Consider the following 12,367-nt stretch of genomic DNA (forward strand, 5'->3'; position numbering starts at 1 on the left):
CCTGTCGAACATTAGGCTGGAGAAATCAGCTTTTCAGACTGGATCGGTACGTCGGCACATGAGGCCTCCTTGCCGCCCATCCGCACTGAATGACGACCCTGTCTTTCGTAAAGACAGGATGGGGCACAATGGGGCGTCTAAGGAAGCCCTGCAGATGGCCAGCCAAGACAGTGTCGCTTCGATCTTGGAAGCCGAAGATGTGAAGCGTAGAGACGCCTCGCTGAGGGCACGCATCAAGGATTTCCTTAAGCGAGCTTTGTCCAGGATTGTGGATTACCGTATCAACTGGATTTTCGCGCAAAACACAGCTGTTGAATCGCCAGCCCTGCCGCCATCTATCGAAATCGCTGTTTTCGATGAGCAGCATCTCGCCGCCTTTGCACGTCATCCTGACGCGCGTGTCCGAAGTGCAATGAGTTTCGATCGCGCGGGCTGTGTCGGCTTTGTACTTCTGGCCGATGCCGAGCCGGCAGCCTGCATCCATTTCGCCGATAGATCGAGCTATGAAAGTAGCTCGACCTGGCCGCTTGCGGACAACGAAGTCGCTTTGGTCAACGTCACAACTTTGCCCGAGCATCGGTCGCAGCGCTACGCATCTCTCTTGATTGCGCAAGCGACGAGCTTGCTGGTTCCCAGTCGCTATCGACAAGCTTTTGCCTATATCTGGTGGAACCACCACGCATCATTGCGCGCATTCAGAAATGCAGGCTGGCAGCGGGTCGCTATTTCGTTCGAAATATCACGGCGCAATGGACGCTGGCATTCATTACACCTTCCTTGGAAGGTTGGCCGCTAGAAGCGCGCTTTTGGAAGGGCGTTCGAACACAACCCTTGCGTGCACCGTGATGGTCAGGCGTGGCCTTTCGGCTAGGCATTGTGCGTAACCATTCTCGACTTCAAATCGTTGGCCTTACAGCCCTTCGGGGAGTACGGCGTTGCCGAGCATCGATCCAGCGGGCTGCTTCTTCATCAGCGAATTATGCTACTCACCTCCGATGCCGCCGCACCTTGGAGACTTCCAGACGGCCCAACTGCACCTTGCAATTGGGCAAGTCGGCCGGATAACCTCGGAGTGACGGTAAACGCTGGCATTCAGCACCCGCGACGGCGGTTATCAGGAACGTTTTCGCCGAGAGTGATGCAAGAGGACCGGGATTTGCATGGGGAGCGCGAGCAAGTAAACCACGCCTCAGGTATGGGCCGCCGGATTAAAGGCGGCGATGATCGGACATGGCCCGGTGTCCTCTGCGGCACAGGCTTCTGCCAGACGCACCAAGGCTCCGCGCATGGTTTGCAACGTCGCAATCTTTTCGTCGAGCGCCGCGATCCGACTGTTGGCGAGCGCCTGCGCTGCCGATCGGTCAGACGTTTCGAGATCCAAAAGGGTAGAAATCTCATCGAGCGTGAAGCCGGCCATCTGGGCCGCGCGAATTGAGCGCAAACGATCAAGGTCATCGGTGCCATAGCGCCGCGGGCCATGATCACGCGGCGGCTCAGCGACCAGGCCGCGCCGCTGGTAATAACGGATCGTTTCAACGTTTACGCCGCCCGCACGGGCGAAGTCGCCGATTTTCATAAACCTGCTTGATCCCGTATCATGGTACGGAGTTTATAGCGATGGCATTGTCAGCGAATCAAAGGAAATCGCAGTGCCCCAATCAGCAAGATCCGCCGTGCTCTACCGAATGGTCATGCCCGGCCACACCTGCCCTTATGGCCTGAAGGCAAAGCACCTGCTCTCCTCGCGCGGGTATCGGGTAGAGGATCATCACCTGACAACGCGCGAAGAAACCGACGCATTCAAAGCCGAGCATGGCGTGATCAGCACGCCGCAAACCTTCATCAATGGGCAGCGGATCGGCGGCCACGATGACCTCCGCCGCTTTTTCGGCCTCAAGGTCGCTGACCCAAATGTCACCACCTATCGCCCTGTTGTTGCGCTATTCACGATGACAGCGTTGATGGCAGTCGCAACCGGAATTGCGACTGACGGCCAAGCGGTCAGCATCAGCGTGGCAGAATGGTTCATCGCCTTCTCAATGTGTGTGCTGGCGCTGCTCAAGCTGCAAGATGTCGAGAAATTTGCGACCATGTTCCTCAATTATGACCTGCTGGCGCAGCGCTGGGTCCCCTATGCGCGCATCTACCCCTTCGCTGAGGGTCTCGCCGGCGTCCTGATGGTGGCAGGTGTGCTACATTGGGTCTCGATCCCGGTGGCCCTGTTCATCGGCACGATCGGCGCGGTTTCTGTGTTCAAGGCGGTCTACATCGACCAGCGCGAGCTCAAGTGCGCATGCGTCGGAGGATCGAGCAACGTACCGCTTGGTTTCGTGTCACTGACTGAGAACCTGATGATGATCGCAATGGCACTTTGGATGGCAGGCGAGATAATCGTAGGATAGATCATCATTTAACATAATGTATGTTATCAAACTGACGAATTTCTGTTTGTATTGAATGGGTTGCGCCCGGCTTTTCCCTATCGCATCGCAGAAATCGGGTCTTCGCGCCTTGCTGTCGCCGCACGACAATGCCATTGGCATGTGCGAAATTCAAGGGATCGGACCTGCGGATGCGCGAACGCTCTTCCGGGCATCGCGGCAAGGCATGTGCGCCAGCCATCGCTTTCGGCATCCCGTAATCCGTAGCCGCGACGAGCTCTCCCAATGTTCCCGCCTTCTTTGGGATCAGCCTTGACAGAGCCAGGATTGCCGCACACATTGGACGCATATGGTGCAATTGGTGAGGCATTATGGCGTCGGCTGCATTTCTTAGCGAGATCACAGGAAAGGATGGCGTATCGCCTGACCGTCTGTCCGGAGCGTTGCGGATAACCAAGTCCGAGCTGGCTGCGGCGGCGGGCCTGTCACGCGATGCGGTCTCCAAGAGCTCACGGTATGGCAGTGTACCCACCCAGACACGGCTGCGCGAGATGAGCGAGATCATCAATCGCGTGATCCCATGGACCGGAAGTGAGCTTGCGGCCTATGCGTGGTATCGTTCGCAGCCCCTGCCCTCTCTGGGCGATGCAACTGCCGAGGAATTGGTTCGTCAAGGACGCGCCGAGCTCGTCCGCAGCTACCTCGCCCGTATCGCACAGGGCGGGTTTGCTTGACGCTGCCGGTTACGCGGTTCGAAGGGCTGGTATATCGCGCGCATCACCCGGGTTGGGCTTTCGATCCCGAATCCGGCGAGGGTGCCCGGATGTATGGCGGCCGGTTCAACAGGCCGAGCACCGCATGCTTTTACACATCGCTGCGCCTTGAGACCGCGTGGCTCGAGGCGCAACAGGGCTTCGCTTTCAAAGCGCAGCCAATGACCCTGTGCAGCTACCGGATCGATTGCAGTGACATCCTCGATCTGACCACAGATGAGGGTCTTGCAGCAGCTCTGGTCACGCGGGCCGAACTCGCATGCGCCTGGGAAGTGCTGGCCGCCGATCGCAAGCCCGTGCCCACCTGGGAGCTCGCTGACCGCCTGATCGAAGCCGGATGCGCTGGAATCATTGTCCCGTCTTTTGCGGCGCGGGCTGGCGAGAGAGATATCAATCTGGTCCTGTGGCGTTGGACGCGAGACAAGCCGCACAAGGTCACCGTCGTCGATGACGATAATCGCCTGCCCAAAGACCGGTCATCCTGGCAATGATTGCGGAATTGGTCGCATGGCGTTGGCTCGGTTGGGTTCTCACATTTCGGTTATGACGCTTTCCCAGATCATGAACCCCACGACGCTGAGCATGAGGCAGGTCAGTCCGGCTGACAGTCGCAAGGCTGCCCTCCACCTTTGGGCTCTCGGCCCGCCGATGATCGCATCGCTTCGCCGCCGCCGCCGGGCTCACATCGCGAAAGTCTCTTGTATGATATCGGCAGCGCCGAATGCCAGCAGCGCTGCGGCTACCATGAAAACTGCAGCCCTTATGCCACCGGGAAGCGCAACAGCGAAAAGGATGGCCGCAATCGATACCAGCAATCCCGAAATGCGATGGCAAGTGAAACAGGCGATATCCTCTGCCACCATGCCCCCAGATGTCTGGCTCAGCGCCAGCGCACAACGGTGCCCGTGCGCAGCATTGCAGCGCCGAGATCGCGGCAATCGCTCAACCTGCAAGACGCAACAACGCGACCGTAGCTTTGGTGCGAAGCCCTGCAGCGCATTTGTGGCGCAGAAACCTTTACGTGCCCAGTAGAAAGCCTCCCCTTGGCTCCGCCCAGAAGAGCTACCAGTGCATCACGAGCCTCGACCCCTGAAGACCGCGGGCAAGGGTGGCCTGCCCGGCAACTGCCGTCCAGTTCGCGCGCAGCAATGCTTCCCAGTCGGATCTTCGGCCCTTCCGCGCACCAGATCGGGCCATCTCCATCCCAGACAGCAACCGGCGTGCAGAGGAACGATGCACTGGCAGCCAGCGTCAAAAAACTCATTCCGTAAGCCTTCCTATTTCGCCCCGGTGAAGCATCTTGGGTCGCCTCGGGCCACCCGACCTCCCATAGCGCAGCTGATACAGAAATCAGTGTATTTCGAGCCCAAAGCAAAGACATACCTACGAATACCTGTTCTTTGGCTCACGATCAGGATCCCATCAGAGGTATCGCATTATGCCTGGAGTGAAGAAGGTTGGGACACAGCATTGGGTCGCTTCCTGAGAAGGTGCTCGAACCTGCTTCGCACCTGTTCATCAAACTTGGCGTTTCGGCGCGGTATGTATGGGTTGAGGAGAGCACGATCTGCTGAGCCCTTCGGCGGCAACTCCTGGCAAACCAACACTTGCTCCACGACTTCCAGCATTCGCGCCTGTTTCTCGAGTGGTATGGAGGCCGGTTGTAATGCGCCACATTTGATCATCCTCTCGCGCACTTCCGGCCGAAAGCAGACGCAGGTTGGATTGTAATACTTGTCCAACCACCGATAGTCCGGATGCTTGCTACTCCAGCACACCTCTCCGCTCTCGATCCCGCATAATAGCTCCTCCAGCTTTGCTCTTGTTGCCTCATAACGGGCAGCGCGTGGCTTCAAATGACCGGACGCGATCAGGCGGGCGCGCAAATCAGGGCGGTGTCCAGGAAAGCTGGGGGACAGAAGATTCTTCAGCCTATCTTCGGCTTGGCTGAGGTCGCCATTTTGCCTCAGTTTTGCGCGACCCTGGATGATGTCTTCAACGAGCGCTTCAGCCTGGAGCGTCGAATTCCCTTTGCTGAAGCTCGAGAGTTCGATGCGCGAATGCTGTATCGAGCCGGCTGCAAATTCCACATCGAACAGGGGCACCCGCTCTGCAGGGATATCGATGCCCCCCAGCCTGATAGCCGTGCGCTTAGGAGCGGTGGTGCTGAACTAGCCGTCGGGACTAATGTTGGCCTTCAGCATGGCCACGTCCGCAAGAGTATCGAGCGAGAATGTCAGCTCGTCCTCCGCCGCGTAAACCTCCCGCATGGGGTCCAAAAATGACCGGTAGTATTGCCGCGAACGAGAGACCGCGACGCTCAGCGCGTCGACCGCATAATAGTATGTGCTGCCCGGCTTTCGTTCCGCCTTTCTGATCAGGCGCCCGATCTTTTGGATTGCATTGCGGTAATTGTAGGGGTTCCAGGCGCAGTCGAAGCCAAGATGAAGCTCGGGGTAGTCGAAACCTTCGCGAAGCCGATAGACAACGCAGGCAATTTTGGTGCTCCCTTGGGGGTCGCGCCACGCTTGGAGCTGCGGGTCGATCTCTTCAGCGTCCTGTCCCGATCTAACCTCGCCCAGAATGGCGGTCGCATAGTCTGGTGTGCCGAAAATCGTGTTGATGTATTGCGCGCAAGCCCGCGCGTGCGCCTTGTTGGGTAGCCAGAAAATCGCCTTCGAGCCGCTGTGATTGGCCTGGTACAGGTTTGCCATCAGCCGATACCTGTGTTCCACCAGTGCAGGAACGTCTCGCGGTCGCAGACCCCGCCCCGCGAGTTCCTGAACCTGACGGGTCAGTTTCTCGAACGTACTGTCGGCACAATCCTCATCGATGACGATATTGCTCTGTTCATGTTTGAAGGCCCTCGTCAGGTCGCGGAATTCGTCTGACAATTTGAGCTCGAGCTTCAGCGAGCAATCGACGCGCACCAGGTCGACACTGTTGAGGTGGCCGCTGTCAAATGCCGACTGATAGCCATAGAAGGCGGTGTGGTTCTGCCGCTCGCCCATGGTGCTCTCGTTCAGCATCCACGGTGTTGCCGAGATCCAGACTGTCTTGTGCGCCGTCGACCGAATGACGGGGAAGCACCGCTTCTGTTGGCTGGTCGATTGGAACGCACCTCCCATGTGACATTCGTCAACGAGGGCGATGCGAGGGATGTCCTTGTCGATCAGCCCCTTGATGCAGGATGACACATACTTTCGCCAGGTGAGAAAATGCCATTCCTGCGCGGGGTCGGCGAGACCCTCCTCGACGAGTTCGGCGAGGCTGGAGCGGGCTTGCTTCAACAGGTCAATCGTGTGGGCGAGATAGTAGACCTCGCCAATTCCGAGCGACCGTGCCAGCATCGCCATCACGACCGTCTTCCCAGTCCCGGTCGGGGCTTCCAGATAGGCGTAGTCGCTTCTGGCGAGGATCTCTTCCAGGTTGTCGACGAGATTGACCTGATAATCCCGCGCTCGTCTCGCAAAGGTGCCCTGCTCACAGTGTTGATCACCAGGATGATCGTCGCTGCGGAAAACCACGTGCGCAGGTCGCGGCTCCTTCCCATGTGGAACAGCGCATTGACGGCAAGGTCCATCCAGAGGGTCAAAAGCGGGCGATTGAGGACCAGGTCCGGGTGCGTGGACGTAATGAAAAGGATCGATCCTTCCTTGACCTCGGTGGTCATCCAATTCTTGATCGAGAAGCCGGTTTCGCCCGGAGGTGGTTCGGGCAGGAAGCGGAAAACATTCGCATTGGCGATGAAGGTCGTACGGATCGACTCTGCCATTTTTGCAGCGGCGGGCGACATCATCGGCCCTGCGATCGTGCCTTCAAGTTGAGCATGGATCGACTTCAGATCCGATTGCATCAGGAAGTAGGAAAGCGCGCCGTTTGAGCGCACGCCCATCTTGATCATCTTGACGCACATCTCGACGAACAGGGTGCGGGCTGACTTCTGCCAGAAATCATCTTCCGCGCTGTGGCCGCTGGGAACCAGCGCTGTCGCAGCGCTCATGAATTCGGCGTAATTGTCGCAGTCGTTAAAGATCGACCATGGCACGCAGCGGCGGTCCATCGGATTGAGGATGATGTCCGTTTCGGCATCATAAAAGCTTTCGACGAAGGTGCCGGTCAGATCAAAAATGACGCAGCGATGCCCGTGTTCACGCGCCTGCGTGACGATCTTCTTGAGCTCGGTCGTCTTGCCAGCACCGGTCGTACCGATGAACATCGCATGGCTTTGCTCAAGACGCCAAGGAACCGGCACCCCTGCCAGACGGTAAGGCGCATGCAGACCCGCCCGGACACGGTCCTTCAAGGGCTCTGCGAGGATCTTGTCGGGGTCCACTGCTGGCCTGCGCTTGCGGCACTCGCTGACATGCGCTTTCCAGTTATGGCTGGTGATGGCTTGGGCCAGTTCGCTATGGTTCACAAGCACGGCACCGCGCTCATGGCGCTCGGTCAGAATGTCGGTGCCGCGCCGCTTCGAAAAGTCGACGAACCAGACGGTCAAGGGCACGCAGATAAAGGCAGCACCAAGACCCGCAGAAATGCTGACCTGCACAGCCTTGGCCCAAGCCCTTTCCACGGCAGGGTGATAGGGCACCATGGACATCGTGCCTTGCACCATCTGACCCGATGGAAGCGTCAGGTTTACAGGCTTGTTGGGATTGAGCTGAACCCATCCCCAAGCCTCGGCATAGAGCTTCATCAGGACGAGCTGGACCTCATGGTTCTTGAAGGTCAAACTGACGAGGATGCACAGCAGAAGAACGGCAGTTCCAACCCAGACGTAGAGGGGCATTCTGATGCCCGCCCAGGTCATCAGGATTTCATGGTGGAACAGCTGCGATCCGCGCGTGAAATTGCCTGCGTTCCGCTTCACTTTTCCGCGCGCGGAAGCGTGGGTGAGAGTGGCCGCTTTTTTGCTGAATCTGATGTCTTCAGCCATGATGCTCTCGCACGTTGGAGAGCGCCTGGGCGATCAGGTGTTCGGCATCAGCCGGATATTGCTCCTGGACGATGAGCGAGAGCGCAAGCTGGGTATGCTCGAGGATTGTGACGGCGCGCTCGGCGTTGAGCGACAATCCCGCCTTCAGAAGGGGAATGCCGACTTCCAGAGCAATGCGGATGGCTTCTGACCGCGAGACACCGCGGCTTGTCGCAAGTTGATCGACGATGTCGATCATCCTTGGGCTGAGCGTTACACCGACGCTCTGGAACTGTTTCTTTTCCACTACCACACCTTTTCAGGCGTGGTTCGTCTATCGCAGGACCAAGTATATAACGCTGCAGCCCCCTTGCCAAGAGCTTAGAAGATGCAGCCCGGTGCAGCGCTAAGCCTGTGTATTTTCATACTTATGATGGAGCACTGGACGGTATGCAGCGGGCTGCACCGTGCGAATTTCGAGCAAAAGTTCGGCTAACCAATTGTGAAATATGCAGAACTTCGCTGCATCAGCCTACCGCGCAGAGGTGTACGGTGTGCGCAAAAAATCAGGAACTTGTGCCCTGTGCCAGGTCCATTGTTGTAGGGGGATCACTCGCGCAGGTGGTTCTCCAGCGGGATTGCGCGAGCGAGCCTGACTCGCGAACTCAGCGCAGGCGTTATGTCCGCCTATTGCCGGCGCTGTGGGACGACAGTGGCTCTGGGTTTGGCCATGGCGATGGCGATGGCGATGGCTTAAGCAGGCCATGCTCGGCAAAGAAGTGGCGCGAGAGCAGCAAGCAAAAAAATGCCTCGAACAGACCCTGCGATTGGTGCATCTTCGCATGGTCTTTCAAGGCTTGGAGGAATGCGCAATGGTGTCGAAACTTGAACGCGAACGGTCCGCGCTGGCAGCAGCGGAAAAGGACCTGGAAGAGCGCAGGCAGAAGCTTGCAGAGCTTGAGCGCGAGGAAGCAGAACGAGAGCTAAATCGGCTGATCAAGAAGGTCGGTCAGGATACGGCGATTGCCCTTCTGGAACTGGCCGTCAAGGTGAAGCCAAAGGTGGCGATTTCTGCCCTTGAGAAGCTTGGCGGGTGAGGTCTGGTTTTTGTCGAGTTGGGCGGCGATGACCACCGCCCTGTCTCGTCAGAATTCATCGGCCATCTTGCCGGTGGCGGTGTAGACGATCTGGTCGATCAGATGCATCGGCAGCTCGCCATAGTCTCCCTCCTCGATGAGGATGTACCCGTCCGCGGTCTCAACGACGTGGACGTCGAAGAATGTGTGGTATGAGCGCCGCTCAGCTTCGAGCGTTTTTTCATCAAGGGCGATGATGTTGGGGTTGATCTGACGAAGCACCGAAACGTCGTCTTCGTAGCTTTCCGTTGTGTAGCACATGACCTTGCCTCCTGGCGCTCGGCGGCTCGTCCGCCATGCCATGAAACAGCGCCCCGTCAGTGTGCTGGTCACCGGAGCGAAGCGGAGGCTTGACCGCTAATTTTTCGATGGTGCGGAAGCCGGCGCAGCACGGCTTCTCGGTCGGGAAATTAGTGGTTGACCAGTATGCTGGCGGGGTGCTCATGGCGATGGTGGTGGACGTGCCTGCGGCAGGAGGCATGCGTTCCCAGCGACTTCGCGAAAGCTATGCCCTGGAGCGTGGCTGTTCGGGATCGGCGTGACCCAGGCGGCATGAAAAAAGGGCACCGCGGCAACGTGCCGGGCACCCTTTTCCACCTCGATCCTGCAGGAGGCTGATTGCAGATCGAGCGTTGAATATGGCGAGGAGTTCAGCCGGTTCCTGGCTGCTCGTGAACTGGTGGCTGGGTCGTCACTAGCTCCATTCGAGCAGCGGATGTTGCTCTCCGCAATCGGTGGCGGCGATGAACGCGAGGCTTTCGAAGATCGGAGTGATTCCCGCCTTGACGAAAGCCGCGTAAGTCCGGTGATCCTTGAGCGCTGTCGCGAGCTTCTGCAGGGACAATTGGCCAGATTCATTTGCATGGCGGCCGAGAGAGGTGAGTACCTTAGACGCAAGGTCGCTGCTCATTGTGATGTCACCTACCAGAGCGATGTGTTCACTCACGCGCATCGTGATCGGCGCATCGGATTGCTGGTGCTCGATCCGCAGCATTCGTCCAAGAAACTGCGCTTCCTCGACGATCGCGATCATCTCCGCACGATGGTCGAAGCATGATGCGAACGCGGCGATGGCAAGCGCGTTGGCATTGATCTCGAAGTTCAGGGGCGCGGCCAGGAATTCGCCTGGATCTGCATCGATTGTACTGTTGGCGGTGTGCAGTCTGCGCATCAGCGCGGCGAGCTCTTGCGGGCGTATCTGAGCCGGTACCGAATGGAGCCTTGTCTCGATATCCTTGACGCGGAATGTGACGAGCATCTTTGCCTCCTGTCGCTGCTCGTCTCCTCCATCCCCCTCTCCTTTCTCACTTCCTGAGCTTGTGGCTGAATGCCCACAAGGGGTCTCGTCCAGCCTGAGGATTTCCGGTCGGCCCATTGTCCGGATGCAGCCGCTGGCGCGGCAGCGATGCCCGCAAGATGAGAAGCATCGAGCACGGGCAATGCGCGCCGGGCCAAGGTAAAAGTGCGGCTGATACATTCAGGGATCGCGATGCTCGCGGCAGCGGGCGAAGGGGGTTCGATGCCCCCAGAGCCCGCCCCTTGCGCAAAAGAAGAACGGAAGGCCCCGGCATAAGCCGGAGCCTTCCGAAGAGCGCTCAGCCGAAGGTGCGCGAGCGCGTTTGCCCCTGATCGCTGATGCGGCGAATGTGCAGCGGCACGCCAGCCTGACGGAGGCGCTGTGCAAGGTTCGACTGGATGCCGGATCCTTCTCCGATGATCGCTTCAACCGGGTTCAATTTGACGATGCTCTCGTTGCGCAGGAACGGAGCGCGGTTGCCGTGGCGCTGGTCGGGAACGAACAGGATCGTGTTGACCCCGTTCTGCTGCGCCCATGCACCCGCCATGGCGTCGACGCCCTTGCGCATGCCGGTCGTGCCCAGGACCATGTTCGGGATCCGGGACTTGATGTCGTCGAGGATTGCCCAGATCATCGCGAAATCGTGCCAATCCTTCTGTCCACCTGACACGATCACCAGCGGGCCATCGGGCTGGAATTGCGCCCTGCGATCCTTGGCGCGTGCTGCGAGGAAATCGCGTGCCTGCACCTGGCTTGCGGTCACCCCGTTCTTGCTGACTTGCGATCCCCGTGCGGCCGTGAAGGGGCGACCGGTTTCGACGCGGTAGACGTCAGCTGCATGATCGCGCATCGCCTCGAGCGCTTCCCGGCACCCTTGCAGTGTCTGGCAGAGCTGTTGTGTTTCCTCGAGCTCGACAGCGTAGATTTCCGAAGGGTCGAAGTGGCGTGCCATTTCGCCCAGCTTCTTTGCAGCATCGTCCTCGCGTCCTTCAGCCAGGCGTGCGGTCATGTGAAAGGAGTTGACCATGCCCCAGGCGAGCTGCTGCGCGAATTCTTCCATGCGCGTGTCCTTGAGGACATCGAAGATCGTTCCGATTGCCATCTCCACGGCGCGGCGCGCCATGTCGGGATCCGGCATCTCCGCGGCGATTGGAGCCTCGATGATGTTGAGCTTGGCCAGATCACTGTGTTCGAGAAACGCCCCGTCGTAGGATTCCGTGATCCCTTCACGTGCATCGGCGAGATTGATCCGTGCCTGAGCCAGATCTGCGAACGAGTTGAAAACAGTCATAAAAGCCTCCGATTTTTGAAATCGTCCCCACATTGGGAACAGCCAAAAACCCATCGGGCCGGACGAACCGTGTCAGGGACGGCGAGCTCGTCTCGCCGCCGCCTTGGCGGGCGTGGGGGAACCGATTTTCTGCGTGGTGGCTGGCGCGCAGCGACACAGCCTCCCCGCTGAAAATTGGGGGGACCGCGATCCTTGACTAAGGGGCGACCGCCGATAGGTTTCGGCAGGTGTTCCTGTGTGTGTGGAAGAGACGTTCCCGCCCTCGAGCAGATGAGACGAAGGCAGGGCCGGTCAGGCGCTTCAGCGCCACACCGGGCCGCCCCTTCGGCCCTGCGAAGGGGTTACAGCGGGAACACCGCGATTCCAGACTGCCGGCTTCGATGGCAAAGCCGAACTGCCTGAGAAGAAAACCTTGGTTGATTGCACAGACAGGTGCTCCCAATCGGTGTCAAGTTGTACTCAAGGAGCTGCATTTTCCCCCGACTTTTCAACTTGAAGTCGGCCCAGCGACTGTTGTCACGATTCGCCTGATCGATTACAACGTGAAGCGCTCCCGGCAGGAGCATGACGC

The 12,367-nt window shown here is 58.8% G+C and carries 13 protein-coding genes; 5 read left to right on the forward strand and 8 right to left on the reverse strand.

The window, feature by feature from the left end; genetic code table 11:
* Positions 1 to 154 precede the first annotated feature (154 nt).
* Positions 155 to 796, forward strand: a complete 642-nt coding sequence (locus OVY29_RS24115) for a GNAT family N-acetyltransferase (protein WP_146215407.1) — start codon at positions 155 to 157, stop codon at positions 794 to 796.
* 393 nt (positions 797 to 1,189) lie between these two features.
* Here OVY29_RS24115 and OVY29_RS24120 read toward each other — a convergent pair whose 3' ends face one another.
* Positions 1,190 to 1,576 (reverse strand): MerR family transcriptional regulator, encoded by a 387-nt coding sequence (locus OVY29_RS24120; protein WP_110300218.1) that lies wholly within the window; start codon positions 1,574 to 1,576, stop codon positions 1,190 to 1,192.
* A gap of 109 nt (positions 1,577 to 1,685) precedes the next feature.
* On the opposite strand from OVY29_RS24120, the gene OVY29_RS24125 reads away from it, so the two are divergent.
* The 3 genes from OVY29_RS24125 (at position 1,686) to OVY29_RS24135 (ending at position 3,645) form a co-directional block, all read left to right on the forward strand.
* A complete protein-coding gene (locus OVY29_RS24125) occupies positions 1,686 to 2,402 on the forward strand; it encodes a glutaredoxin family protein (RefSeq protein WP_110300219.1) in 717 nt (238 codons plus the stop codon).
* A gap of 350 nt (positions 2,403 to 2,752) precedes the next feature.
* Positions 2,753 to 3,115 (forward strand): antitoxin Xre/MbcA/ParS toxin-binding domain-containing protein, encoded by a 363-nt coding sequence (locus tag OVY29_RS24130; protein ID WP_110300220.1) that lies wholly within the window; start codon positions 2,753 to 2,755, stop codon positions 3,113 to 3,115.
* Positions 3,112 to 3,645 (forward strand): RES domain-containing protein, encoded by a 534-nt coding sequence (locus tag OVY29_RS24135; RefSeq protein WP_313912436.1) that lies wholly within the window; start codon positions 3,112 to 3,114, stop codon positions 3,643 to 3,645. Before OVY29_RS24130 ends, OVY29_RS24135 begins: the two co-directional genes overlap by 4 nt.
* A 945-nt stretch (positions 3,646 to 4,590) precedes the next feature.
* Here OVY29_RS24135 and OVY29_RS24140 read toward each other — a convergent pair.
* The 4 genes from OVY29_RS24140 to OVY29_RS24155 all read right to left on the reverse strand — a co-directional run bounded on the left by OVY29_RS24140 (position 4,591) and on the right by OVY29_RS24155 (position 8,379).
* Positions 4,591 to 5,259 carry a hypothetical protein gene (locus OVY29_RS24140; RefSeq protein ID WP_146215408.1) on the reverse strand — a complete coding sequence of 223 codons (669 nt, stop codon included), beginning with the start codon at positions 5,257 to 5,259 and terminating at the stop codon, positions 4,591 to 4,593.
* Positions 5,260 to 5,325: 66 nt separating this feature from the next.
* Positions 5,326 to 6,582 carry a DEAD/DEAH box helicase gene (locus OVY29_RS24145; protein ID WP_313912474.1) on the reverse strand — a complete coding sequence of 419 codons (1,257 nt, stop codon included), beginning with the start codon at positions 6,580 to 6,582 and terminating at the stop codon, positions 5,326 to 5,328.
* Positions 6,510 to 8,093 carry a type IV secretion system DNA-binding domain-containing protein gene (locus OVY29_RS24150; protein ID WP_313912437.1) on the reverse strand — a complete coding sequence of 528 codons (1,584 nt, stop codon included), beginning with the start codon at positions 8,091 to 8,093 and terminating at the stop codon, positions 6,510 to 6,512. Before OVY29_RS24150 ends, OVY29_RS24145 begins: the two co-directional genes overlap by 73 nt.
* A complete protein-coding gene (locus tag OVY29_RS24155; protein WP_313912438.1) occupies positions 8,086 to 8,379 on the reverse strand; it encodes a ribbon-helix-helix domain-containing protein in 294 nt (97 codons plus the stop codon). The genes OVY29_RS24150 and OVY29_RS24155 overlap by 8 nt, the downstream gene beginning before the upstream one ends.
* Positions 8,380 to 8,836: 457 nt before the next feature.
* On the opposite strand from OVY29_RS24155, the gene OVY29_RS24160 reads away from it, so the two are divergent.
* Positions 8,837 to 9,169, forward strand: a complete 333-nt coding sequence (locus OVY29_RS24160; protein ID WP_067490225.1) for a hypothetical protein — start codon at positions 8,837 to 8,839, stop codon at positions 9,167 to 9,169.
* Positions 9,170 to 9,217: 48 nt separating this feature from the next.
* Here OVY29_RS24160 and OVY29_RS24165 read toward each other — a convergent pair whose 3' ends face one another.
* From OVY29_RS24165 to OVY29_RS24175, 3 genes are all read right to left on the reverse strand, one after another.
* Complete coding sequence (locus OVY29_RS24165) at positions 9,218 to 9,469, reverse strand: hypothetical protein (protein ID WP_231727470.1); 252 nt, start codon at positions 9,467 to 9,469, stop codon at positions 9,218 to 9,220.
* A gap of 433 nt (positions 9,470 to 9,902) precedes the next feature.
* Positions 9,903 to 10,466 carry a hypothetical protein gene (locus OVY29_RS24170; RefSeq protein ID WP_313912439.1) on the reverse strand — a complete coding sequence of 188 codons (564 nt, stop codon included), beginning with the start codon at positions 10,464 to 10,466 and terminating at the stop codon, positions 9,903 to 9,905.
* A gap of 337 nt (positions 10,467 to 10,803) precedes the next feature.
* Positions 10,804 to 11,796, reverse strand: coding sequence for a DUF2493 domain-containing protein (locus tag OVY29_RS24175; protein WP_054735694.1), 993 nt, complete (start codon positions 11,794 to 11,796; stop codon positions 10,804 to 10,806).
* Positions 11,797 to 12,367: the final 571 nt, after the last annotated feature.

It is taken from the genome of Sphingopyxis sp. SE2 (assembly GCF_032227185.1).
Lineage (GTDB): Bacteria > Pseudomonadota > Alphaproteobacteria > Sphingomonadales > Sphingomonadaceae > Sphingopyxis.